This window comes from Bathymodiolus heckerae thiotrophic gill symbiont, assembly GCF_900180345.1.
Lineage (GTDB): Bacteria > Pseudomonadota > Gammaproteobacteria > PS1 > Pseudothioglobaceae > Thiodubiliella.
On record NZ_FXLV01000025.1, the window covers coordinates 1 to 20,133 of the forward strand.

The window sequence follows — 20,133 nt, forward strand, 5'->3', positions numbered from 1 at the left end:
ATTACCAAGTATGATGATTTTATTCCAAAGGGAAAAACTGGGTTGAGAGCGTATAATTGCTCACAGTATTGCAAAAAATCAGAAGTAGCTGAGAGTTTTGAAAATTTAATTAAAAATATTATGCAAAAATATGGCAGGTATGATTTAACCACAACAGAATATCAAAGATTCAAGGCGGACAGTAATCGATTTAATAAAACAAATAAAACAACTGAATATTTGTATATTTTAGGAAAACAATGAAAAAACTAACCAACAATCAAAAAAAATTCTTACGCGCTCGTGGACACGGTTTAAAACCTGTGGTGATGGTCGGGCAACATGGACTGAGTGAGGCGGTGGTGGCTGAACTGGCATCGACAATGACCAAACACGAATTGTTAAAAATCAAAATTCGTGCAGAAGATAAGCAAAGTGGGCAGGTAATGATTGATAAGATTATTACCACGACTAAGGCACATTTAGTGCAAGTAATTGGCAATGTGATGGTGATTTATCGGGCATTTGACGAAGAGCCGCAAATTATCTTGCCTAGAAAATAACACCTAATGACAGTAAAGATTGCCATTAGTGCCGCTGAAACTTCAGGGGATTTAATCGGCTCTAAGCTGGTGGCTGCGTTAAAAGCGCAGAATGTCACTGTGCAAATTGAGGGGCTGGCTGGCGATGAGATGGTGAAAGCTGGTTGCACGCAGCTGTGGGATCAGAAGCAAGTGAATGTCATGGGCTTTAGCGAGGTGTTGAAAAAGCTGCCTTCTCTATTGCGATTACGCAAAACTATGATTGATTATTTTTGTGCTAACAAACCTGATGTTTTTATTGGTGTGGATGGTCCTGATTTTAATTTTGTGATTGAGAAAAAACTCAAACAGCAGGGCGTTAAAACCGTGCATTTTATCTCGCCTTCGGTGTGGGCGTGGCGGCAATCGAGAATTAAGAAAATCAAAAAATCAACTGATTTGGTGCTGTGCTTGTTTCCTTTTGAGGTGGATTTTTATCAAAAACATAAGCAGCGAGCTGTTTTTGTTGGGCATCCTTTGGCAGAAACGCTGCACCCTAGAGAAGGCTATCAAAGCACCAAAACCATTCTACTCATGCCCGGATCACGAGTGAGTGAAGTAACCAGATTATTGCCTGAATTGCTGGCAGCAGCACAAATAATGGTGCAGCAAGACCCGCAGTTAAAATTCCATGTGGTATTAGCAAACGATGAACTGCTTGCGTGGGCGAAGCCACTGGCTACTGATGCAAATGTGTGTATTTCTGTGGGCGATGCGCATCAGCGAATGCCACAGGTGGATTTGGTGTTGGTGGCTAGCGGCACGGCTACTTTAGAGCTGGCGTTGATTGGTGTACCGATGGTGGTGGTGTATAAATTATCAGCGTTTAGTTATTTTATTGCCTCTAGATTGGTCAAAATCAAGTGGGTTAGTTTGCCCAATATTATTGCCAATAAATCCTTAGTACCAGAGCTTATTCAAGGGGATGCGAATGGGGAAAATATTGCCCAATATGCGATGGAGATTTTAAATGGCAATGGGCAAAATTTAGTTGCAGAATTTAAAAAGATTCATCAGCAGCTCACTCTAAATGCCAGCGAAGAATCGGCGCGACTTATTGGTGAATTTATCAATGAATAAGATAAGTGATATTGTTGCTTTGGCGTTAAATGAGGATATTGGCACGGGCGATGTGTCTGCCAGTTTGCTGGATGATAAGACACTATCGGCGCAGATTATTGCTAGAGAATCGGCAGTTATCTGTGGTATCGAATATGCACAAACTGCCTTTTTAGCATTGGATGATAAGATTCAAATTGAGTGGCAGCTGAGTGATGGCGACAACATTCAGAAAAATCAGGTTTTATGCACTTTATCGGGTACTTCTAGGGCGATTATCAGTGCAGAAAGAGTGGCACTTAATTTTTTGCAAACACTCAGTGCTGTAGCAACGCAAACCCAGTATTTGGTGGGCAAAATTGCACATACCAACGCCCAACTTTTAGACACCAGAAAGACCATTCCTGGGCTAAGATTGCCGCAAAAACAAGCGGTTAAATGCGGTGGTGGCGTAAATCATCGCATGGGATTGTATGATTGCATTATGCTTAAAGAAAATCATATTATTGCCGCAGGGTCAATCAAAAATGCTGTTCACTTGGCCATTGTTCAATACCCAGATTTGCCGTTAATTGTCGAAGTGGAAGACTTAACACAACTCGGCGAAACATTGGGTTTGGTGGGCATTAACAGAGCGCTTTGTGATAATTTTTCCATTGCTGATTTGACTCAAGCTGTGGCATTGGCGAACAACAAATTGCCTTTAGAGGCTTCTGGCAATATTGATGAGAAGACGATTGCGGCAGTAGCTGAAACAGGTGTTAATTATATTTCTATTGGCGCTATTACTAAAAATATCCAAGCAGTTGATTTATCATTAAGACTTCTTAACTGAGAAGCCGGGCTTCTCAGTTATTTGCCTGAAGCGAAGAAAATGGGGGATAGCAAATCATCTTTGGTATTGTATCTGAGTGGGTTGCCGTTTTTATCAACTACTGAGCCACCTGCGTTTTGTAAAATACAAGTGCCTGCAGCCGTATCCCACTCAGAGCAAGGGCCAAATCTAGGATAATAGTCGTATTCACCTTCGGCAATTTTACAAAATTTCAGCGCACTGCCTAGGCAAGAGGTTTTGTGTTTACCAAGTTGTTTCAGATGTGTTTGCAATTGCGGGTTGTGTGCTGAATAATGTCCAGTAACCACGCGTAGTGGCTGTGCTGCTACGAGTGCATTGAGGCGTGTTTTGGTGTTATTTCGGTATTGATAAGCCTGGTTATCAAAGCCGTAATAATGCGTGTGAGTGAGCGGCGCATAAACCAATCCAAAAATCACTTGATGATTTTTAATATAGGCAATACAAATGCAAAACTCCCCCGTTTTTTCTATGAAGTCTCGTGTACCATCTAATGGGTCAATCAGCCAATATTCGTCCCATTTTGAACGTTCCTCAAATGTAATAGCGTCAGATTCTTCGGATAAAATTGGCGTGTTTGGTGTTAAGTGAGATAAAGTCTCAATAATAGATTGGTGGGCGTTTTTATCAGCAATCGTGAACGGTGTTTCATCTGTCTTGAGTGTAATTTTAAGGTCATTTTCATAACACGATAAAATCTCTTCACCAACATCGGTGGCTAGTTTGATTAACTGAGGAAGAATTTTGCTAAAAATCATGTGACTATCATACCTTGTTTCTTCCAAATTGATACAAAGGGAGGTTACTATGAGAGTCTTTTTTTTTCAGAAAGGTTGGTAAATTACCCTCTTTGCAAGACATAGCGTGGGTAACTATATGACTACACACACGAAAAATCCGACACAATAAGGAAGGAAAAGACGGTATGGTTTTAAAAATGGTGGGCCTACTTGGACTTGAACCAAGGACCAATCGATTATGAGTCGATTGCTCTAACCAACTGAGCTATAGGCCCGAAAAAAAATTTATTCCAGGAAACTTTGCAATTTGTGCGCTCTAGAAGGGTGTCTAAGTTTGCGCAATGCTTTTGCTTCAATTTGACGAATGCGCTCTCGCGTTACATCAAATTGACGACCCACTTCTTCCAGCGTGTGGTCGGTATTCATATCAATACCAAAGCGCATTTTTAATACTTTTTCCTCTCTAGATGAGAGGTTAGCAAGTAACTCACCTGTTGTTTCTCTTAGGCTTTCTTTGGTGGTAATTTCTACGGGTGAAGAGAGACTGGTGTCTTCAATAAAATCACCAATATTAGAATCTTCGTCATCACCTACTGGTGTTTCCATGGATAAAGGCTCTTTGGCGATTTTCAAAATCTTAATAATTTTGTATTCTGGTAATTCCATCTCTACTGCCAATTCTTCAGGTGTCGCTTCACGACCGTATTTTTGTAATAATTGGCGTTTTACGCGATTGAGTTTGTTGATGGTTTCAATCATATGCACTGGAATACGGATGGTGCGTGCTTGGTCGGCAATTGAGCGGGTAATAGCTTGGCGAATCCACCAAGTTGCATAGGTTGAGAACTTGTAACCACGGCGATATTCAAATTTATCAACCGCTTTCATTAAGCCAACATTGCCTTCTTGAATAAGATCTAAGAATTGCAAACCACGGTTGGCGTATTTTTTGGCGATTGAGATAACCAAACGCAAGTTTGCTTCAATCATTTGTGCTTTTGCTTTTTTGGCATGGCGGTCACCACGGCGATAAAGTTTGTTTAGTGCTTTTAATTCAATAATGGTAAGTTGCATTTCTTCTTCGTGGTCGCAAAGGTTTTTTTGTGCGTAATAAATCTCATCTTTGCTGCCAGCCAAAGCATCTACGACTTTTTGATCTAATGTGGCTGCTTCCAACCAGTCAAAGTTGGTTTCATTATTGGTAAATAATTCAAAGAATTGTGCTCTTTCCATGCCAGCGTATAAGCAAGCACTTTGCACTATTTTTTCTTGTTTTTTGATTTCCTCAACGCGATCACAAATGGTTTCTACCATTGCGGTGACTAATTTTGGTGCTAGACGCAAGTCTGATAAGTTGATTGATAGTTTTTTGCGTGCAGTAATGGTTTTTTTGTCACGGAAGCCGTGTTTTTTATTGGCATTTTGATAGGTTTTAGATGATTTTAAAACTTTATCAAAGCGCACATATACTTGATCCTCGTCTGGACCAGTGTATTCCATTTCTTCCATTTCTTCGTATTCTTCGTCATCGTCAAATTCGCCTGCATCAAATGATGCTTTTTTCTTGGAAAAATCTTCTGCATCGCCTTGATAGCCAATAATAACATCGGTAATTTTACATTTTCCCTCTTCAAGTCGTATGTGCGCCTTGAAAAAGTGCTTGGTAATGGCTGGGTAAAGTGTAATCGCTTGCATAATCTCAAACACACCCGCCTCAATTTCTTTGGCAATGCGAATCTCATCTTCTTGCTCTAACAGATCCACTATGCCCATTTCACGCATATACATTCTCACTGGATCGGTGGTTCTGCCGAATTCTGAATCTAGCGCTGCTAATGCGGCAATGGCTGCTTCTGCAGAAGTTGATTGCGCTTTAGCGCCTGATTCTACCACCAAGGTGTCTGCATCAGGAATAGTATCGGAAATAATAATATCCAATTCTTCTAAAATGGTAACAATCGGTTCGATTTGCTCTTGCGTTAGCAAATCCTTTGGTAGCAAGTCATTCAGCTCAGAATAGGTTAAATAACCTTTTTCCTTGCCAATCATGATGAGTTTTTCTAAGGTTTGCTTATGTGCTTTTGTTGTATTTTTCATAAGTTAATTGTGTTACGAAATTTCAAAGAGGCAATTATACATAAATCGCCGCCTTGAATAGGTTTTTGACTAGTCAGAAAAAATTGCACTAATAGATTGCTCTGCGCTAATGCGTTTAATCACTTCTGCTAATTTTGGTGCGATGGACAATTGTCTAATTTTGCCACATTTAATCGCTGTTTGCGTTAAAGGAATGGTATTAGTGATGACCAATTCATCAAGTGCAGAGTTAGTAATGTTACTAATAGCATTGCCAGATAAAACAGCGTGCGTGGCATAAGCCACCACTTTTTTGGCACCTTTTTCTTTTAAGATGTCAGCTGCTTGACAGAGTGTCCCAGCGGTATCTACCATATCGTCAATAAGTATGCAGGTTCTACCTTCAATATCACCAATTACATTCATGATTTTTACCATATTGGGTGCTGGACGGCGTTTGTCAATAATTGCAAGGTCGGCGTCATTGAGTTTTTTAGCAGCAGCACGCGCACGCACAACACCACCAACATCGGGCGATACGACGACAATGTTGTTATAATTTTGAGACAAAATATCATCAACCAGTACGGGTTGTGCGTAAATATTGTCAATGGGAATATCAAAAAACCCCTGAATTTGATCGGCGTGCAAATCAATGGTTAAAATTCTATCAACACCAGATGCTTCAACCATTTTGGCGGCTAATTTTGCGGTAATGGGCACTCGTGTTAAGCGAGATCGGCGGTCTTGTCTGGAATAGCCAAAATATGGCACAACAGCAGTAATACGAGCAGCAGAAGAGCGTTTTAAAGCATCAACTATAACCAATAATTCCATCAAGGTTTCTGCCGGTGATGGACCACAAGTAGGTTGCAAAACAAACACATCACAACCACGTACATTTTCTAAGATTTCAACCTGCGATTCTCCATCGCTAAACTGACCTACTATCGCCTTTCCTTGCGCAACATTGAGGCTTGAAATAATCTCATCAGAGAGCAATGGATTAGCATTGCCACTAAAAATTTTAATTGTATCAAGTGACATAGAGATTGGTTAACTATTAAAGGGTTTAAATTATACAAGTATTTTTCTGCAAAGTATTTTTTTCTTCTGCCAGGTAAATTTTAAAAACACGAGGGCGTGTAGGGTGAGCTACATAACCGAGTATTTTGAAAATTTAACACCGCAGGAGGAAAAACTCAGTGAAAAAAAAAGTAAATTGGCTGGGCTGGCAGGATTTGAACCTGCGCATGACGGGATCAAAACCCGTTGCCTTACCGCTTGGCGACAGCCCAATTAAGTTTGTTATTAACTATTAAGTTAATAACGGCGAGGTATTGAGTGCTTGCGCTACAAAACCCGACCATTTGCTTGGTAGATTATTAAATGCTACCAAAGCATCTTTCTCATCTTTAAACTCCGCAAAAACACAACTTCCTGAGCCTGTCATTCTCGGCTGGTATAAGTGGTTTTTGGATGATCTTAAATGCGTTAACACTTCTAAAATTTCACTTTCCAACTGCATGGCAGCCTCAAGACAATCATTGTGTGGATTGATTAGTTTTGAGAAAGGGTGTATTTTCCCTACTATGGGGGTCATTGTCAATGCTTTATGCAAGAAAATTTCTTTGGTTGAAATATGTTTGTCAATAGAGACCACTAAAAAATAGTGTTTTGGCAAGTTTATGGGTGTCAAAATTTCCCCTACACCTTCCGCCCAAGCACTATGTCCAGCAATAAAAATAGGCACATCAGCACCCAGTGCTAAGCCGATTTCCGCTAATTGTTGAGTTGAGTATTGTGTGTTCCATAATTGATTAAGTGCAATTAATGTCGTTGCCGCATTCGAACTACCACCCCCCAAACCACCCCCAGTGGGAATATTTTTTATGATAGAAATATTAGCACCCAAACTGGTGCCTGTTGCTTTTTGTAGTATTTTGGCTGCTTTAATGATTAAATCTTGCTCTAATGGCACGCCATCGTTACCACTAATGCGTGTTATAACGCCATCTTGCCTAATGTCAAAACTGAGTTCATCATAATAATCCAGTAATTGGAAAATTGTTTGTAGGTTGTGATAACCATCTGCTCGTTTCGAGTTGATGTGCAAAAATAGGTTAATTTTTGCAGGGGATTGCCAAGGGTTAATTTTGTTAATTGTCTTTTGCAGAATTGTATAAGCACTTGTAAATCAAATACAAACCGACTTCACCAGTCTCTTTGGCAACAGAATTTCTGTGTATCATTTTAATGATTTGTTCAGTGAGTGTATTTCTACGGATTTTAACTGATTCTAAGCGAACATCTAATAGCCAAATCATCGTCGTTAAGACCACTTCTGCCACAACTTTTAAGCCTTTACTTTCTAAATTTTCTGCCAGCGTAGTTGATAAAAAGAATATCAATTTAAACTCGTCAATAGAACCTTTTGGTGCCACTTCAAATGTATTTATATAATCGGTAATTTTTTCTTTGGTTTCTGCATATATATACTCAGAATGTTCAAGCGTATACTTGTTAAAACCTTTGAGAGTGCTATCCAAAATAGCGGTGTAATTAGAAGCGTCAATGTTGTTAATGACCGACCATTTACAATAAGCAATTGGCAACCTTTCGATAATTGCCTTGAGAATGATGTTGTAATCTTGATTATAGGTTGGTAATATATGGCTTTGTTTAGCCATCTATATACTCTGTAATATATGCATCAGATAAATCTTTGCCTTCAATTAAGTCTTGCGTAAATTCTCTGTCAACTTTATTGGTATGTTGATAGTCTACATCAAAGTCCATAAAAATTTCTGCTTCTATTTTGATAGCGGCAATTTTTTCTGCAGATTTTTTTGCAAATTCAATGCTTTCCTTAGTTGGTAAATTCATTTTCTTTCCCTTCCTAGTTTTTTTGTTTGTTGATTTTATTTTTGTTTGTTTTTTTATTCTCTATTAATTTTATAGAAAAATATTGAGTATTTATATCTAAATTGTAAAAAAAAGCGAGTCATTATACCAAAGAACTAAACATTAATAAAAATTCTTCTATAATGTTTAAGCTCATCAATAGAATCACGAATATCAGCCAATGCCAAATGCGCTGATTCTCCCTCACGAATCATTTTTGCCTCAGGTTTCCAGCGCATTGCTAATTCTTTTAGTGTGCTAACATCGATATGGCGATAATGGAAAAACTTTTCTAATTTAGGCATATAGTTGTATAAAAAACGCCTATCTTGGCAGACGGTATTGCCACACATTGGTGAGGTGCCAGCAGTTATATATTTTTTGAGAAATTCGATGGTTTGTTGTTCAGCTTGTTGTATAGAAACATTGCTGTCTTTGACACGCTTAACCAGTCCAGAGGCGGTGTGGTGTTCGGTATTCCATTCATCCATACCTGTTAAAATTTCATCATTTTGATGAATAACAAGTGCTGGGCCTTCTGCCAAAATGTTTAAATCTTTATCTGTCACAATCGTGGCAATTTCAATAATCACATCTTTTTCTGGCAATAAACCTGTCATTTCTAAATCAATCCAAATTAGGTTGGTTTCTTTATTATTCATATTAACATCCTGTGCTTTCTTTGACGAAGTCATCAAGTTTTTGATGAGCCGCACCACTATTTAAAATTTTAATAGCCTTGTTGATGCCTGCTGGCAACGAATCGGCTACGCCTGATACATAAATTGCTGCACCCGCATTAAGTGCAATAATATCTTTGGCGGCACCATTTTTGCCGTCTAATGCTTGTTGAATCAATGCCAATGAATTGTCTGCGTCTTCTGCTTTAATGTCATTTAAATTGCCAAGGGGTAGACCAAATTCTGTTGGATTGATTATATAAGTGGTAATTTTGTCGTTTTTCAATTCGGCAACAAAAGTATCGTCAGCAATTGAAATTTCGTCTAATCCATCTTTAGAATGCACCACCATTGCATGCTTAGAGCCTAAATCTTTCAGCACATTGGCAATCGGCTCAACCAATGCCTTGTCGTAAACTCCCATCACTTGATAAGGCGTTTTTGCTGGGTTAGTTAGTGGCCCTAGGACATTAAAAATAGTGCGTACTGCCAAGGCTTTGCGTGCACCGATGGCGTGTTTCATTGCTGAATGGTGGGCGGGTGCAAACATAAACCCAATGCCAATTTTTTCTACGCTTTTGCCAATTGCTTCTGGTGTCATATCTAAATTAACACCTGCCGCTTCTAAGACATCAGCACTACCTGATTTAGAAGAAATAGAACGGCTGCCATGTTTAGCAACTTGCGCGCCTGCCGTCGCCACAACAAAGGCACAAGCGGTTGAAATATTAAACAATCCCAAGCCATCGCCACCCGTGCCACAAGTATCAACCAAGTGTTTTGGGTTATGAATGGTAACGCCAGATACCAATGAACGCATTACTTTTGCCGCCGCTGTAATTTCTGTAACGGTCGCCCCTTTGATTGACAACCCTACCAAAAAACCGCCGATTTGAGCATCTTGCGTTTTGCCTGTCATAATATCGCTCATTACTGAATGCATTTCATCTTCGGTTAAATCTTGTTTTGCAATGACTGCTTTTATTGCCTCTTGTATGTTCATTTTTCTCTCATTAGTAATTCAATTTCATTAATCGTTTTTGCCAAATTTTTGGTTAAAACACGATTACCACCTTCAGTAACCAGCACATCGTCCTCAATTCTCACGCCAATATCCCAATAAATTGGATTGATTTTATCATTCTTACGGATATAAATGCCCGGTTCAACTGTGGTTACCATACCTATTTGATATTGCCGATGTTGTTCGCCCTGTTTATAACGCCCAACATCGTGCACATCTAGCCCTAGCCAATGCCCTGTGCCATGCATATAAAACTGTGATAAATCGCCATCGGTTTGCAGAATTCCCAACTCAATTAAACCTTGTCGAATAATTTTTGTCGTAATTTGATGAGGTTTGGTAACAATTTCTCCCGGTTTAATGTATTCAATGGCAGCCAATTGTGCATCCAATACAATTTGATAAATTTGTCGTTGTGCTTGACTGAATCTCCCATTCACTGGAAAAGTGCGGGTAATATCTGCGGCGTATCCATCAACTTCACAACCAGCATCAATCAGTAGTAAATCGCCCTCATTTAATATTTGGTCATTTTTAATATAATGCAATATACAGGCGTTTTTACCACCTGCTACAATCGGCGTATAAGCATGTTCGGCATTATTTTTTCTAAAATTCGCATCAAAAATACTGGCAATTTCATACTCAAATATCCCTGCTTTACTTTGTTGCATTGCCAGTTGGTGGGCTTGTGTGGAAATATCAGCGGCTTTTTGCATTAATGCAATCTCGTTTTCGTCCTTAATTAAACGCATTTCGTGCAAATATTCCCCCAGTGATTGCATTTTAGTTGTCGTTAGGCATGCCATAATTTCATCATCCAATGCACAAGGCTTGAAGTCGTAATATAGTGTAGTCGCATTTGCAATCAATTGGGGTAACTGTGTTTTTAATTCGCTAATAGGATAAGCATAGTCTGCGTTTAAAGTTTGTGGTGCATTGGCAACACCTAATCGTTTGCCATCCCAAATCTCACGCATTGGGTTATGGTCACGCAAAAAAATGCTATAACCTTCTTTTGAGAAAACCGCCACCGCCTCAGGTTCAGTAAAACCTGTTAAATACCAAAAATCACTGTGTGGGCGAAAAGGATAATGCACATCGCCGTTACGCCACTGTTCTGGATTGGTGCTTACAATTACCAAAGCCCCTTCTTCAAATTGGCTTAGTAATTTCTCTCTTCTATTTTTTGGTATCATTTTCAGAATTATAGAGTGAGAGCCTAGCAATATTATGAAAAATGTGCGTTTATATCAAAATATCCCTTTACTCGTGGGAGAGGAGCTGACACTAGATGCATTCTCTGCACATCATTTGGCTAAGGTATTGCGCTTTCCAACAGGGCAAAACATCACCTTGTTTAATGGCGATGGGATGAACTATAGCGCTAAAGTGCTACAATCTAAAAAAGAATGCACACTTCAAATCTTAGAAAAAATCCCAAACTCCTCTGAGTCAAAACTCCACCTCAGCTTAGCACAAGGTGTTGCTAAAGGTGAGAAAATGGACTTTTTAATACAAAAAGCCGTAGAATTAGGCGTGAATAAAATCATCCCTATTTTGACCGAGTACTGTGTGGTTAAACTCAAAGGCGAAAAATTAACCAAACGCCAATTTCATTGGCAAAAAATTGTGATTAGCGCCTGTGAACAATCGGCTCGTTCCGTTGTACCAGAAGTGGTTACCCCTATTAATTTAACAGACTTTTTACAACAACCAATTGTGAACGGCTTTGTTTTACATCACCGTTCCAAACAAACTTTATTAAAAACGGATGCAGTTACTCAGGCAACCATTTTAATCGGTCCCGAAGGCGGACTGAGCAAGGCAGAAATCACCCAAGCCACTCAGGCAGGCTATCAGTCATTATTATTAGGCACTCGCATACTCAGAACCGAAACTGCCTCACTTGCGGCAATAGCCAATATGCAATTATTATGGGGAAGTTAAAAAGGTAATTGACACCGACACTGATACAAATGATTCAATAAAAATCCTTTTAATTCAATGTGTTGGATAATTTGTTGTTAGTAAATGATTCAATAAAGAAAAATAAATGATTCAATAAAATATTTTTTTGATACAATGTATCTGTAATGTTAAACAATAGACAAAAATTAATTATTGATTTTGCGGAAAATCAACTAATATTCAAAAATAAGGATGAGACCTTTGCATAAATATGAATAATCATCAAAAATCCACTTTTTACCAACTTGAGGTCACTACATTAATCCATTACAACTTATGAAATGCATAAAATAGCACTTTTTTACCCAAAAACTATACAACAATCCTTGTAGGATGGCAAATAACTGGCTATTCTCCTCATTTTTGGATAAAAATGCACTATTTTTTTATACTCTCTAAGTCGCACTGGGTTAATGTAGTGGTCTCAACTTGGTAATTTTTTTAAACCCAGCCTTAGCCCTGCTAGGACAAGGTTTAATAAAATCACCAATCTGGCAAAAATTGAATTTTGCTAATCATCCCTATTTATGCAAAGGTCTCAATTTGACAAAAATTGAATTCTGTTCATCATCCATATTTATGCAAAGGTCTCGATTAACTAATTCGGCAATTAAATAGCGAACATCTCAGGTTTCAAAAAAAAACTTCTGAGTTAGGGCATATATGAATTGAATGGGTGTAAATTAAAGAAAATACTTGTGTGGATTTTTTAAATTTGTTGTTTTGCTTATTATGTGGTGAGGGTTTGTAGAGCTTTTTGAATAGGATTGAGTGTATGGATAAGTTTTTTGCGAATGGCAGAGCCTGCTAGGCTGTGGGCAGAGATTGTGCTGACTACTAAGTGTTCACTTACGCCTGCGAGTAGTAATCGGGCTTTGATTTTCTCGCTTTCTAGTCCTAATTGCTCGGCGACGGTTTGTGCTTGGATTTGAAGTTGTTCAATGTCTGAGAGTGGCTGAATCATTGGGTGTGATAAATAGCTGCCTAGTACTTCTAAAGTGCGATATAGAACATGCTCTTGGTTGATTTTTTTTAAAATATGAGCGATGGCTTGTAGCAATATTTGCCCTTGTTCACTATTTACACACGCCAGTTCTTTAATGCTTTCATCCAATGCCATGGTACTGTTATTATTTGGCAAATCGCCCTGCATTCGCTCAATAAATCCCACCAAAAAAGCGGGCTTTCTTTGTCCTTGTTTCCATAATCTGTCTTTTGCTTGTGGCGAAATTAAATCGTCTTGTAGTAATAAATTAGTGGTATCAATGAGTTGCGTGGTGTCATCGGTAAAGGGTAGAAATTCTAACAAATAATCGGCAATTTGTTTGCCAATAGGGTGTTTAATGACAAAATCTCGGGTGAGAAGAAAGCGCCCAATTTCTGCTTGTTGGTCGGTGTTGGTTGCGCACCACCAGACTAAATCAAGCACTTCGTGGTTCAAATTTTGGGAATTGGACACGGCTACCACAGCTTCAATATTGCCGATTTTTAGCAGGGATTTTAAGTTAGTAGAGCCGACTTGCCCCATTCTTGACCAGCGTTTTAAGTATGACGGGTAGCCACCCATACTACCGAGCACTTGAGAGACGAGAAGTTTTTGCACTGCTTGAATATATTTGCTGCTATCAATAGTTGGATTTAGGGTAATAGTTTGCTCTTTTTTGTCCTTGGTTAAGCCTACCACCACTAATTTATAAACATCAATACGAATGGCCACACAAGTGGAAATTAGCACATTTAATCTAAGCGTGTCCTCAGGTGTTAGCATTTTTCTGAGTATTGAAATATCGGTTAAGGGTCGAGAGTGATTGCGGCGCTAATGAATCTTTAAAGATAACCACAGATTGTGTTCCAGCGGCAATAATGAGCAAAAAACGAGATTGATATGCAGGATAAAATGCAGTGTATTGTTGCGTGGAATGGTCGTTTTTTTCAATGGTTAATGTATCTTTGTTTAAAGCCATTTTAATAATTGAATTTGGGTGGCTTAGCCATACTGTTCTTGGCAGAAAATAGATTAGCCATAGTGACAACAGTATGCTTATTCCAAGACTTAACGCTATTGTGTAAAAATAATACCAAGTTACAAATAAGCCGAGCAGGTAAGTAGCAATACTTAAAATTAAATAGATTTTTGATGTCTGAATTTTGACATTTACGCTATCCATCATCACCCAGCTCAAACCCTATTTCTCTAGCACGATCAAAAGCAGCATGCATAGCATGAGAGACGACTACTTCAAAATTTTGGTCTTGAAAAGATTCAATAGCCGCTTGTGTTGTGCCATTTTTTGAGGTAACTTTGGCACGCAGTTCGTGCGGGGAATCGCTACTTTGGTCTGCCATCATACTGGCACCTAATGCGGTTTGGAGGCTGAGTTTTTCAGCCGTTTGTTTGTTCAGTCCTAGTGCAATACCAGCGTTGGACATTGATTCAATCATTAGAAAGAAATAAGCAGGCCCACTGCCTGAAAGTGCTGTAACAGCGTCAAGCATTGCTTCATCTTGCACCCAAAAACACTGACCAACAGCGTTAAGAATTTGCTCTGCTAAGTTTTTTTGTTCATTATTGACAGCTTCGTTAGCGATGATACCTGTTGCGCCTTTGCCTATCAGCGCAGGGGTATTTGGCATGGTGCGTATAATTGATGCCCCGCCTCCTAACCAACGATTAATATCACCACTTTTTATCCCAGCAGCGATAGAAATAATTAAGGGTTTGTGATCGATATTCGCTTGTATTTCCTTGCAAAGGATTGGTATTATTTGTGGCTTTATTGCCAGTACAATGACATCGCATTGTTCTGCTAATTGTGTGTTATCGGTAAAGGTTTCAAGGTTAAATTGTACCTTTCGTTGAGATAATAAAACTTTATCAGTATCACTGAGTTTGATATTTTTCGCCAAAAATCCATTGTCAAGCAGGCCAGAAATCAGCGCATACGCCATATTGCCTGCGCCAATAAAACCGATTGTTGTTGTTTTTTGCATTAAAATATCTCAAAACTTATATGGTTGCATATTCTACCTTTTAAATAAACAACAAGGACAAAAATGAAAAAATTTAACCCAAAACTGATTATGATTGATGTCGATGGCACTTTGGTTGATAGCGTGCCAGACTTGGCTTATTGTGTTGATGAGCTAATGGTGGCAATGGGCAAAGCAAAATGGGGCGAGGCAAAAGTGCGTCATTGGGTCGGTAACGGCGTACCAAAACTGGTGGAACGAGCACTTACAGGCGAGTTAGAAGGTACAGCCAATCAAGACGATTACGACAAAGCTTATCCGATTTTTTTGGATTTATACGCCAAAAACACCTCAGGTCGCTCATCGCTATATCCGGGCGTGAGAGAGGGGTTGGATTATATGCAAGCACAAGGCTATACGCTGGGCTGTGTGACCAACAAAGCTGAGCAATTCACCCTGCCAATTTTAAAAGATTTAGGTATCTTTGATTATTTTGGGCTGGTGGTTTCTGGCGATACTTTGGCTAAGAAAAAACCCGACCCATTGCCTTTGTTTCATGCGGCTGAGTTTTTTGGTATTGAGCCAAATGATTCAATGATGTTGGGTGATTCCATTAGCGATGTGAAAGCCTCACGCGCAGCGGGTTTTGAGATTATTTGTATGTCTTATGGCTATAATCACGGCGATGATATTGGCGATGCTAATCCCGATTTGGTGATTGATTCAATGGCTGAACTTAAAGATTATCTATAATGCATCCGTATGGATACATTTGACCAACAACATATTTGGCACCCGTATGCCAAAGTTCCCAATCCGATAAAATCGCATAAAGTGCTGTCGGTTGAGGGTGTTTATCTGAATCTAGACAATGGTAAATGCGTGATTGATGGTATGAGTTCGTGGTGGAGTGCAATCCATGGCTACAACCATCCTGTTTTAAATCAGGCGGTAGTTGAACAACTAGAAAAAATGTCGCATATTATGTTTGGTGGCTTGACTCATCAAAGTGCCATTGATTTGGCAAAAACCTTGGTGGCAATTACGCCAGAGCATTTAACCAAGGTTTTTTTTACCGATTCTGGCTCTGTTGCTGTTGAGGTAGCGCTGAAAATGGCACTGCAATATTGGCACAATCAAGGCCAATTGAGCAAGCAAAAATTCATCACCATTCGGGGTGGTTATCATGGTGATACCTTTGGTGCGATGAGTGTTTGTGATCCTGATAATGGTATGCACCATTTATTTAGTGGCTCAGTGGCTCAGCAATATTTTGTTAAAAGCCCATCTGTCGTATCTGTAGACGAGGCATTAGTAGATTTAGAGACAACATTAAAACAACATTCTAAGGCGATTGCGGCTATGATTTTAGAGCCTGTTATACAAAACGCAGGCGGAATGCGACTTTACAATCCTCAGTATTTACTCAAAGCCAAAACCCTTTGTGAACGCTACAATATTTTGTTTATTTTGGATGAAATTGCCACGGGTTTTGGCAGGACGGGCGAGTTATTTGCTTTAGATTATGTTGATGTCAAGCCCGATATCCTCTGTCTAGGTAAAGCACTCACGGGTGGCTATCTAACACTTGCTGCCACACTCACCACAGACAAAGTCTCTGCTACTGTTGGCACATTAATGCACGGCCCTACTTTTATGGCTAATCCACTCGCCTGTGCGGTAGCAAATGCCAGTATTGAGTTGCTGTTAAATTCTCCTTGGCAAGACAATATTGCCCGTATTGAAAAGCATTTTTACAGCGAATTATCCCCACTAAAACAACACGATAAAGTGGCTGATGTACGGATTTTGGGCGCTATCGGCATCATAGAAATGGTGAATGACATTGAAGTTGAAAAAACCCAAAACCAACTTATTGATAATGGTGTTTGGCTTCGGCCTTATGGCAAACTTCTTTACACCATGCCGCCGTTTATCATTACCGATAATGAATTGTTAATTATTACCAATGCAATTAAAACCATCGTCAACAAATAACACCTATTTTTTATCCTGCTTTGTAAGGGAAGGGTAAGTGTTATTTATTCAACAGGGTCAATGTCTAAATACCAGCGCACTTTGTTTTTAAGTGTGAGTGTGTGAGTGTGTTGATTGAGTGTGGCAAGCATTTGGTGGAGAGATTTTCTGTCATCTGATTGTAAATAGAGATTGAAGTAGTAGTAATCGGCTTTCTTTTCCATTACGGGGGCGACCGGACCCCAAATTTCCACCGAATCCATTTTGATATTTTTTAGCAAGTTTGCTATTTCTTGCAAAAAGTTTTCTGCATTTTGTTTGATTTTGGCATTCGCACAGATTAGGACTTGATGAGAAAATGGCGGCATTTTTGCTTGTGCACGTTGTTTGAGTAGGGTGCTGGCAAATTGGGTATAGCGATTGGACAACACATAGTTAAAAATCGGATGATCCGGATAACGCGTTTGGATGGTTACTTCGCCTTGTTCGCCACTTCGACCAGCACGCCCCGACACTTGAATCAACAATTGTGCCAAGTATTCTGTACCACGGAAATTGCTGGACAATAAACCACCGTCAATATCTAAAACCCCTACCATTGCTAGATTAGAAAAATCGTGCCCCTTGGCCAACATTTGTGTGCCGACAATAATGCAAGGATCGCCAGAATTGATTTGTTTTAAATGCTGTTCAAAAGCTTTTTTGCGACGGGTGGTATCACGGTCAATACGAATAATTGGGGTATTGACAAAGTGTGAGCCCAGTGTTTCTTCTAGTCTTTGAGTGCCATATCCAAAAACTTCTAGTGATTGTTTGCCGCATTCAGGGCAAGTTTGTTCGGGCATTTTTTCATCGTTACAATGGTGGCATTTCAGGCGATTAATATGTCGGTGATAAATCATTGATGAATCGCAATGCTCGCAGGTAGATTTCCAACTACATTCTGTGCAAAAATAAACCGGCGCATAGCCACGACGGTTGATAAATAGCATTACTTGTTTGTTGTTGGATAAATGTTGCCTCATTTTTTCCACCAACATCGCTGAGAGTGCAACACCCGTCTCAGTGCGCATATCAATCAAATTTATCTTGGGTAGGATCGCATTGCCCGCGCGTTGGGCAAGGACAAGGCGGGTAATTTTTTTGTCCATCACTTGCTTAAGCATTTCCAGTGATGGCGTTGCTGTGCCTAATATCACAGGAATATTGGCTTGTTTGGCACGCACAAAACACAAGTCTCTGGCAGAATAGCGAAAGCTGGATTGCTGTTTGAAAGAAGTATCATGCTCTTCGTCAATAATAATCAAGCCTAAATTTGGCATCGGTGCAAAAATCGCACTTCGGGTACCAAGCACCACGCCAGCAGAGCCATTTTTTGCCATTAAATAAGCATCCAGTTTTTGCGTTTCATTAAGCTGTGAGTGAATAGAAACAATACACGCACTTAATCTTGACTCAAATCGTGCAATCATTTGTGGAGTGAGTCCAATCTCAGGCACTAAGACCAAGACTTGTTTGCCTTGGTTAAGTACAGTTTGTGCGAGTCGAAGATACACTTCGGTTTTGCCGCTACCCGTTACCCCATGGAGTAAAAATCCGTGATATTTGTTTAACGAAGTTGAGATTTTCTCAATTGCCTCTCGCTGTTCTTCAGTTATTGAGAAGCCGGGCTTCTCAATTTTGTTTGGCAAGCCAGTGATTTTTTTAATGATGGCATCTTTGCCAATGCGTAGGTTTTTTGGTAGTGCGGTTGAAATTACCTCCCCAATTGGGTGATGATAATATTGTGCCGACCAGCGTAGAAAATCAAGCATTGGCTGGTCTAATATCGGTGTATCGTCTAATACCTCTTCAATAGACCTAAGTTTTTCAAAATTACTTTTGTCTTTTTGTGCAAGCACAATGCCGATGACTTTCTTGCATCCAAAAGGCACTTTGACACGCACGCCTTTAGCTACTTCAACTTCGCTTTTATAATCAAAAGTTTGAGTAAGTGGGACAGGTATTGCAACTTCAAGGATTGCCATTAATTTGGTCGTTATACGATAAAATAAATCATTTTATTCTTAAATGCCAAGTAATGGTTGTTATTCAAAATCCTGTTAACGATTCGTCAATCAATGAGCAAAATCTTATTGATACTTTACAGTCAATGATTACCGACCTAAGCCTTGAGGCGAGTGAGTTATTAATTCGTATTGTGGATATTGCTGAGATTCAATATTTAAATAAAACTTATCGCGAGCAAGACAAGCCTACCAATGTGCTGTCTTTTCCAAGCGATTTACCCAAAGAAATTAATGCCGCTATTTTAGGTGATGTGGTTATTTGCAGTGCAGTGGTACGGAAAGAGGCCGAAGCGCAAAACAAAACATTCGACCATCATCTAATACACATGGCAGTACATGGAACTTTGCACTTATTAGGATACGACCACATTGAAGAGGGCGAAGCGGAAGCAATGGAAGCCTTGGAAATTAAGATTTTGCACGGATTAAAAATCTGCAATCCTTATCAATAGAGACCTTTGCATAAATTATGAATTAAAAAAACCATTCAAATTTTTAATTATGCTATAAAAATATATTTGCACTTGTTGTTATTTTAATGAATAATAGAGCACTAGACTTTATTTTCAAGCGCAGTGAAGGGATTTTACTTAAAAATCCACAAAAAAATATTGATGGAATAACAGCAATACTTATGAATATAGATTATAATAACAGCACAGCACAGCACAGTAATTTAAAAAAAAACACCCTTGCTAAAAGCAAGGGTGTTTTCGCATCCATTTTTGCGTCTATACGCACTAGATTCTCTAAATACCAAAAGTCTTTTCCACGGCTTAACAAAAAACCTACAACCTCAGTTTTGACAAACGCCCAAGTTTGTCGTCAACACCATTTAACCCAATCTTTTGTCTCTAATCTTGGAGTTTCTTATGACTATTTTTAATCGTTTTATCATTACTGCTTTATTGGTTTTGTTTACCTCAAAAGCCTTGGCAGTCAATACAATTGAAGTAAGTAACACACCAAAATCTCCCGCTCAATCTGAAGTAAGGGCTTCTCTCATCCTTACACTTAATACGAACGACGATAAACTTACTGTTACTGCAAAACAACGCTTGGGTGCCAGCGGCAACTTTCTCAGATTTACTCTAGGGGGGAATGAAAGTATAGGCTGTCAATTAGATGAAGGAATTGCTGTTGATGACGTTTTTGTGCAAATATCGTGTGGTATGAGTTTTTTTGTAGGCACTAGTACTACTTCTGACTTGGCAACTCTCATTAATACTTTAGAGCATTTTAGTTCAACT

At 39.2% G+C, this 20,133-nt stretch carries 23 protein-coding genes, 2 tRNA genes and 1 pseudogene; 11 read left to right on the forward strand and 15 right to left on the reverse strand.

Features of this window, described 5'->3' with window-relative positions; genetic code table 11:
- From CRYPD_RS08260 to nadC, 4 genes and pseudogenes are all read left to right on the forward strand, one after another.
- A pseudogene (locus CRYPD_RS08260) lies at positions 1-243 on the forward strand (DNA adenine methylase); the annotation flags it as partial.
- Positions 240-542 carry a ribosome assembly RNA-binding protein YhbY gene (gene yhbY, locus CRYPD_RS04210; RefSeq protein ID WP_138146355.1) on the forward strand — a complete coding sequence of 101 codons (303 nt, stop codon included), beginning with the start codon at positions 240-242 and terminating at the stop codon, positions 540-542. The pseudogene CRYPD_RS08260 and the gene yhbY, both read left to right, overlap by 4 nt.
- A gap of 6 nt (positions 543-548) precedes the next feature.
- Positions 549-1,640 (forward strand): lipid-A-disaccharide synthase, encoded by a 1,092-nt coding sequence (lpxB, locus tag CRYPD_RS04215; protein WP_138146356.1) that lies wholly within the window; start codon positions 549-551, stop codon positions 1,638-1,640.
- Positions 1,633-2,454: a carboxylating nicotinate-nucleotide diphosphorylase gene (nadC, locus tag CRYPD_RS04220; protein WP_138146357.1), complete on the forward strand. Its 822-nt coding sequence runs from the start codon at positions 1,633-1,635 to the stop codon at positions 2,452-2,454. Before lpxB ends, nadC begins: the two co-directional genes overlap by 8 nt.
- A 17-nt stretch (positions 2,455-2,471) precedes the next feature.
- Here the strand turns inward: nadC and cysQ are convergent, their stop codons facing one another.
- The 11 genes from cysQ to CRYPD_RS04275 form a co-directional block, all read right to left on the reverse strand.
- Positions 2,472-3,230, reverse strand: a complete 759-nt coding sequence (gene cysQ, locus CRYPD_RS04225; RefSeq protein WP_138146358.1) for a 3'(2'),5'-bisphosphate nucleotidase CysQ — start codon at positions 3,228-3,230, stop codon at positions 2,472-2,474.
- Positions 3,231-3,410: 180 nt separating this feature from the next.
- Positions 3,411-3,487 (reverse strand) — tRNA-Ile (locus tag CRYPD_RS04230).
- A gap of 10 nt (positions 3,488-3,497) precedes the next feature.
- On the reverse strand, positions 3,498-5,309 hold the full coding sequence (rpoD, locus tag CRYPD_RS04235) for an RNA polymerase sigma factor RpoD (protein ID WP_138146359.1): 1,812 nt from the start codon (positions 5,307-5,309) through the stop codon (positions 3,498-3,500).
- Positions 5,310-5,378: 69 nt separating this feature from the next.
- Positions 5,379-6,335 (reverse strand): ribose-phosphate pyrophosphokinase, encoded by a 957-nt coding sequence (locus CRYPD_RS04240; protein ID WP_138146360.1) that lies wholly within the window; start codon positions 6,333-6,335, stop codon positions 5,379-5,381.
- A gap of 176 nt (positions 6,336-6,511) precedes the next feature.
- Positions 6,512-6,586 (reverse strand) — tRNA-Gln (locus tag CRYPD_RS04245).
- Between the two features lie 20 nt (positions 6,587-6,606).
- Positions 6,607-7,467 carry a 4-(cytidine 5'-diphospho)-2-C-methyl-D-erythritol kinase gene (gene ispE / locus CRYPD_RS04250; RefSeq protein WP_342211697.1) on the reverse strand — a complete coding sequence of 287 codons (861 nt, stop codon included), beginning with the start codon at positions 7,465-7,467 and terminating at the stop codon, positions 6,607-6,609.
- Entirely contained in the window at positions 7,448-7,978 is a 531-nt protein-coding gene (locus tag CRYPD_RS04255) for a hypothetical protein (protein ID WP_138146362.1), read from the reverse strand. Before CRYPD_RS04255 ends, ispE begins: the two co-directional genes overlap by 20 nt.
- Positions 7,971-8,174, reverse strand: a complete 204-nt coding sequence (locus tag CRYPD_RS04260) for a hypothetical protein (protein WP_138146363.1) — start codon at positions 8,172-8,174, stop codon at positions 7,971-7,973. Before CRYPD_RS04260 ends, CRYPD_RS04255 begins: the two co-directional genes overlap by 8 nt.
- A gap of 134 nt (positions 8,175-8,308) precedes the next feature.
- The gene (orn, locus tag CRYPD_RS04265) at positions 8,309-8,854 is read right to left on the reverse strand and encodes an oligoribonuclease (protein WP_138146364.1); all 546 of its coding nucleotides are present in this window, start codon (positions 8,852-8,854) and stop codon (positions 8,309-8,311) included.
- Between the two features lies 1 nt (position 8,855).
- Positions 8,856-9,875, reverse strand: coding sequence for an anthranilate phosphoribosyltransferase (gene trpD / locus CRYPD_RS04270; protein ID WP_138146365.1), 1,020 nt, complete (start codon positions 9,873-9,875; stop codon positions 8,856-8,858).
- Positions 9,872-11,095: an aminopeptidase P N-terminal domain-containing protein gene (locus CRYPD_RS04275; RefSeq protein ID WP_138146366.1), complete on the reverse strand. Its 1,224-nt coding sequence runs from the start codon at positions 11,093-11,095 to the stop codon at positions 9,872-9,874. Before CRYPD_RS04275 ends, trpD begins: the two co-directional genes overlap by 4 nt.
- Before the next feature lie 34 nt (positions 11,096-11,129).
- Between CRYPD_RS04275 and CRYPD_RS04280 the strand changes: the two genes are divergently transcribed.
- Together CRYPD_RS04280 and CRYPD_RS04285 are read left to right on the forward strand one after the other, a co-directional pair.
- Positions 11,130-11,846, forward strand: a complete 717-nt coding sequence (locus tag CRYPD_RS04280; RefSeq protein WP_138146367.1) for a 16S rRNA (uracil(1498)-N(3))-methyltransferase — start codon at positions 11,130-11,132, stop codon at positions 11,844-11,846.
- 450 nt (positions 11,847-12,296) lie between these two features.
- The gene (locus CRYPD_RS04285) at positions 12,297-12,485 is read left to right on the forward strand and encodes a hypothetical protein (RefSeq protein WP_138146368.1); all 189 of its coding nucleotides are present in this window, start codon (positions 12,297-12,299) and stop codon (positions 12,483-12,485) included.
- Between the two features lie 112 nt (positions 12,486-12,597).
- On the opposite strand, the gene CRYPD_RS04290 is transcribed toward CRYPD_RS04285, so the two are convergent.
- The 3 genes from CRYPD_RS04290 to proC are packed head-to-tail and all read right to left on the reverse strand — an operon-like array spanning position 12,598 to position 14,858.
- Positions 12,598-13,635: a hypothetical protein gene (locus CRYPD_RS04290; RefSeq protein WP_138146369.1), complete on the reverse strand. Its 1,038-nt coding sequence runs from the start codon at positions 13,633-13,635 to the stop codon at positions 12,598-12,600.
- Positions 13,622-14,038, reverse strand: a complete 417-nt coding sequence (locus CRYPD_RS04295; RefSeq protein WP_138146370.1) for a hypothetical protein — start codon at positions 14,036-14,038, stop codon at positions 13,622-13,624. Before CRYPD_RS04295 ends, CRYPD_RS04290 begins: the two co-directional genes overlap by 14 nt.
- Positions 14,028-14,858, reverse strand: coding sequence for a pyrroline-5-carboxylate reductase (gene proC, locus CRYPD_RS04300; protein ID WP_138146371.1), 831 nt, complete (start codon positions 14,856-14,858; stop codon positions 14,028-14,030). The genes CRYPD_RS04295 and proC overlap by 11 nt, the downstream gene beginning before the upstream one ends.
- A 63-nt stretch (positions 14,859-14,921) precedes the next feature.
- Between proC and CRYPD_RS04305 the strand changes: the two genes are divergently transcribed.
- On the forward strand, positions 14,922-15,590 hold the full coding sequence (locus CRYPD_RS04305) for a phosphoglycolate phosphatase (protein WP_138146372.1): 669 nt from the start codon (positions 14,922-14,924) through the stop codon (positions 15,588-15,590).
- Positions 15,591-15,599: 9 nt separating this feature from the next.
- Positions 15,600-16,835, forward strand: coding sequence for an adenosylmethionine--8-amino-7-oxononanoate transaminase (gene bioA, locus CRYPD_RS04310; protein ID WP_138146373.1), 1,236 nt, complete (start codon positions 15,600-15,602; stop codon positions 16,833-16,835).
- 44 nt (positions 16,836-16,879) lie between these two features.
- Here the strand turns inward: bioA and priA are convergent, their stop codons facing one another.
- Positions 16,880-18,841 carry a replication restart helicase PriA gene (gene priA / locus CRYPD_RS04315; RefSeq protein WP_138146374.1) on the reverse strand — a complete coding sequence of 654 codons (1,962 nt, stop codon included), beginning with the start codon at positions 18,839-18,841 and terminating at the stop codon, positions 16,880-16,882.
- A gap of 53 nt (positions 18,842-18,894) precedes the next feature.
- Here priA and ybeY point away from each other — a divergent pair, with 53 nt between their 5' ends.
- From ybeY to CRYPD_RS04330, 3 genes are all read left to right on the forward strand, one after another.
- The gene (gene ybeY, locus CRYPD_RS04320; RefSeq protein ID WP_138146377.1) at positions 18,895-19,335 is read left to right on the forward strand and encodes an rRNA maturation RNase YbeY; all 441 of its coding nucleotides are present in this window, start codon (positions 18,895-18,897) and stop codon (positions 19,333-19,335) included.
- 86 nt (positions 19,336-19,421) lie between these two features.
- Positions 19,422-19,769: a hypothetical protein gene (locus tag CRYPD_RS04325; protein WP_138146375.1), complete on the forward strand. Its 348-nt coding sequence runs from the start codon at positions 19,422-19,424 to the stop codon at positions 19,767-19,769.
- Positions 19,756-20,133, forward strand: a 378-nt coding sequence (locus CRYPD_RS04330) for a hypothetical protein (protein ID WP_138146376.1), incomplete at its 3' end; no start/stop codon positions are given. The genes CRYPD_RS04325 and CRYPD_RS04330, both read left to right, overlap by 14 nt.

Coding starts and splice junctions, on each gene's coding strand:
- orn (WP_138146364.1), bottom strand. CDS start 8,854: ATGAATAATAAAGAAACCAACCTAATTTGGATTGATTTAGAAATGACA.
- CRYPD_RS04260 (WP_138146363.1), bottom strand. CDS start 8,174: ATGAATTTACCAACTAAGGAAAGCATTGAATTTGCAAAAAAATCTGCA.
- CRYPD_RS04280 (WP_138146367.1), top strand. CDS start 11,130: ATGAAAAATGTGCGTTTATATCAAAATATCCCTTTACTCGTGGGAGAG.
- CRYPD_RS04290 (WP_138146369.1), bottom strand. CDS start 13,635: ATGCTAACACCTGAGGACACGCTTAGATTAAATGTGCTAATTTCCACT.
- cysQ (WP_138146358.1), bottom strand. CDS start 3,230: ATGATTTTTAGCAAAATTCTTCCTCAGTTAATCAAACTAGCCACCGAT.
- lpxB (WP_138146356.1), top strand. CDS start 549: ATGACAGTAAAGATTGCCATTAGTGCCGCTGAAACTTCAGGGGATTTA.
- CRYPD_RS04275 (WP_138146366.1), bottom strand. CDS start 11,095: ATGATACCAAAAAATAGAAGAGAGAAATTACTAAGCCAATTTGAAGAA.
- rpoD (WP_138146359.1), bottom strand. CDS start 5,309: ATGAAAAATACAACAAAAGCACATAAGCAAACCTTAGAAAAACTCATC.
- CRYPD_RS04255 (WP_138146362.1), bottom strand. CDS start 7,978: ATGGCTAAACAAAGCCATATATTACCAACCTATAATCAAGATTACAAC.
- yhbY (WP_138146355.1), top strand. CDS start 240: ATGAAAAAACTAACCAACAATCAAAAAAAATTCTTACGCGCTCGTGGA.
- proC (WP_138146371.1), bottom strand. CDS start 14,858: ATGCAAAAAACAACAACAATCGGTTTTATTGGCGCAGGCAATATGGCG.
- priA (WP_138146374.1), bottom strand. CDS start 18,841: ATGGCAATCCTTGAAGTTGCAATACCTGTCCCACTTACTCAAACTTTT.
- nadC (WP_138146357.1), top strand. CDS start 1,633: ATGAATAAGATAAGTGATATTGTTGCTTTGGCGTTAAATGAGGATATT.
- bioA (WP_138146373.1), top strand. CDS start 15,600: ATGGATACATTTGACCAACAACATATTTGGCACCCGTATGCCAAAGTT.
- trpD (WP_138146365.1), bottom strand. CDS start 9,875: ATGAACATACAAGAGGCAATAAAAGCAGTCATTGCAAAACAAGATTTA.
- CRYPD_RS04295 (WP_138146370.1), bottom strand. CDS start 14,038: ATGATGGATAGCGTAAATGTCAAAATTCAGACATCAAAAATCTATTTA.
- CRYPD_RS04240 (WP_138146360.1), bottom strand. CDS start 6,335: ATGTCACTTGATACAATTAAAATTTTTAGTGGCAATGCTAATCCATTG.
- CRYPD_RS04305 (WP_138146372.1), top strand. CDS start 14,922: ATGAAAAAATTTAACCCAAAACTGATTATGATTGATGTCGATGGCACT.
- CRYPD_RS04325 (WP_138146375.1), top strand. CDS start 19,422: ATGAATAATAGAGCACTAGACTTTATTTTCAAGCGCAGTGAAGGGATT.
- ybeY (WP_138146377.1), top strand. CDS start 18,895: ATGGTTGTTATTCAAAATCCTGTTAACGATTCGTCAATCAATGAGCAA.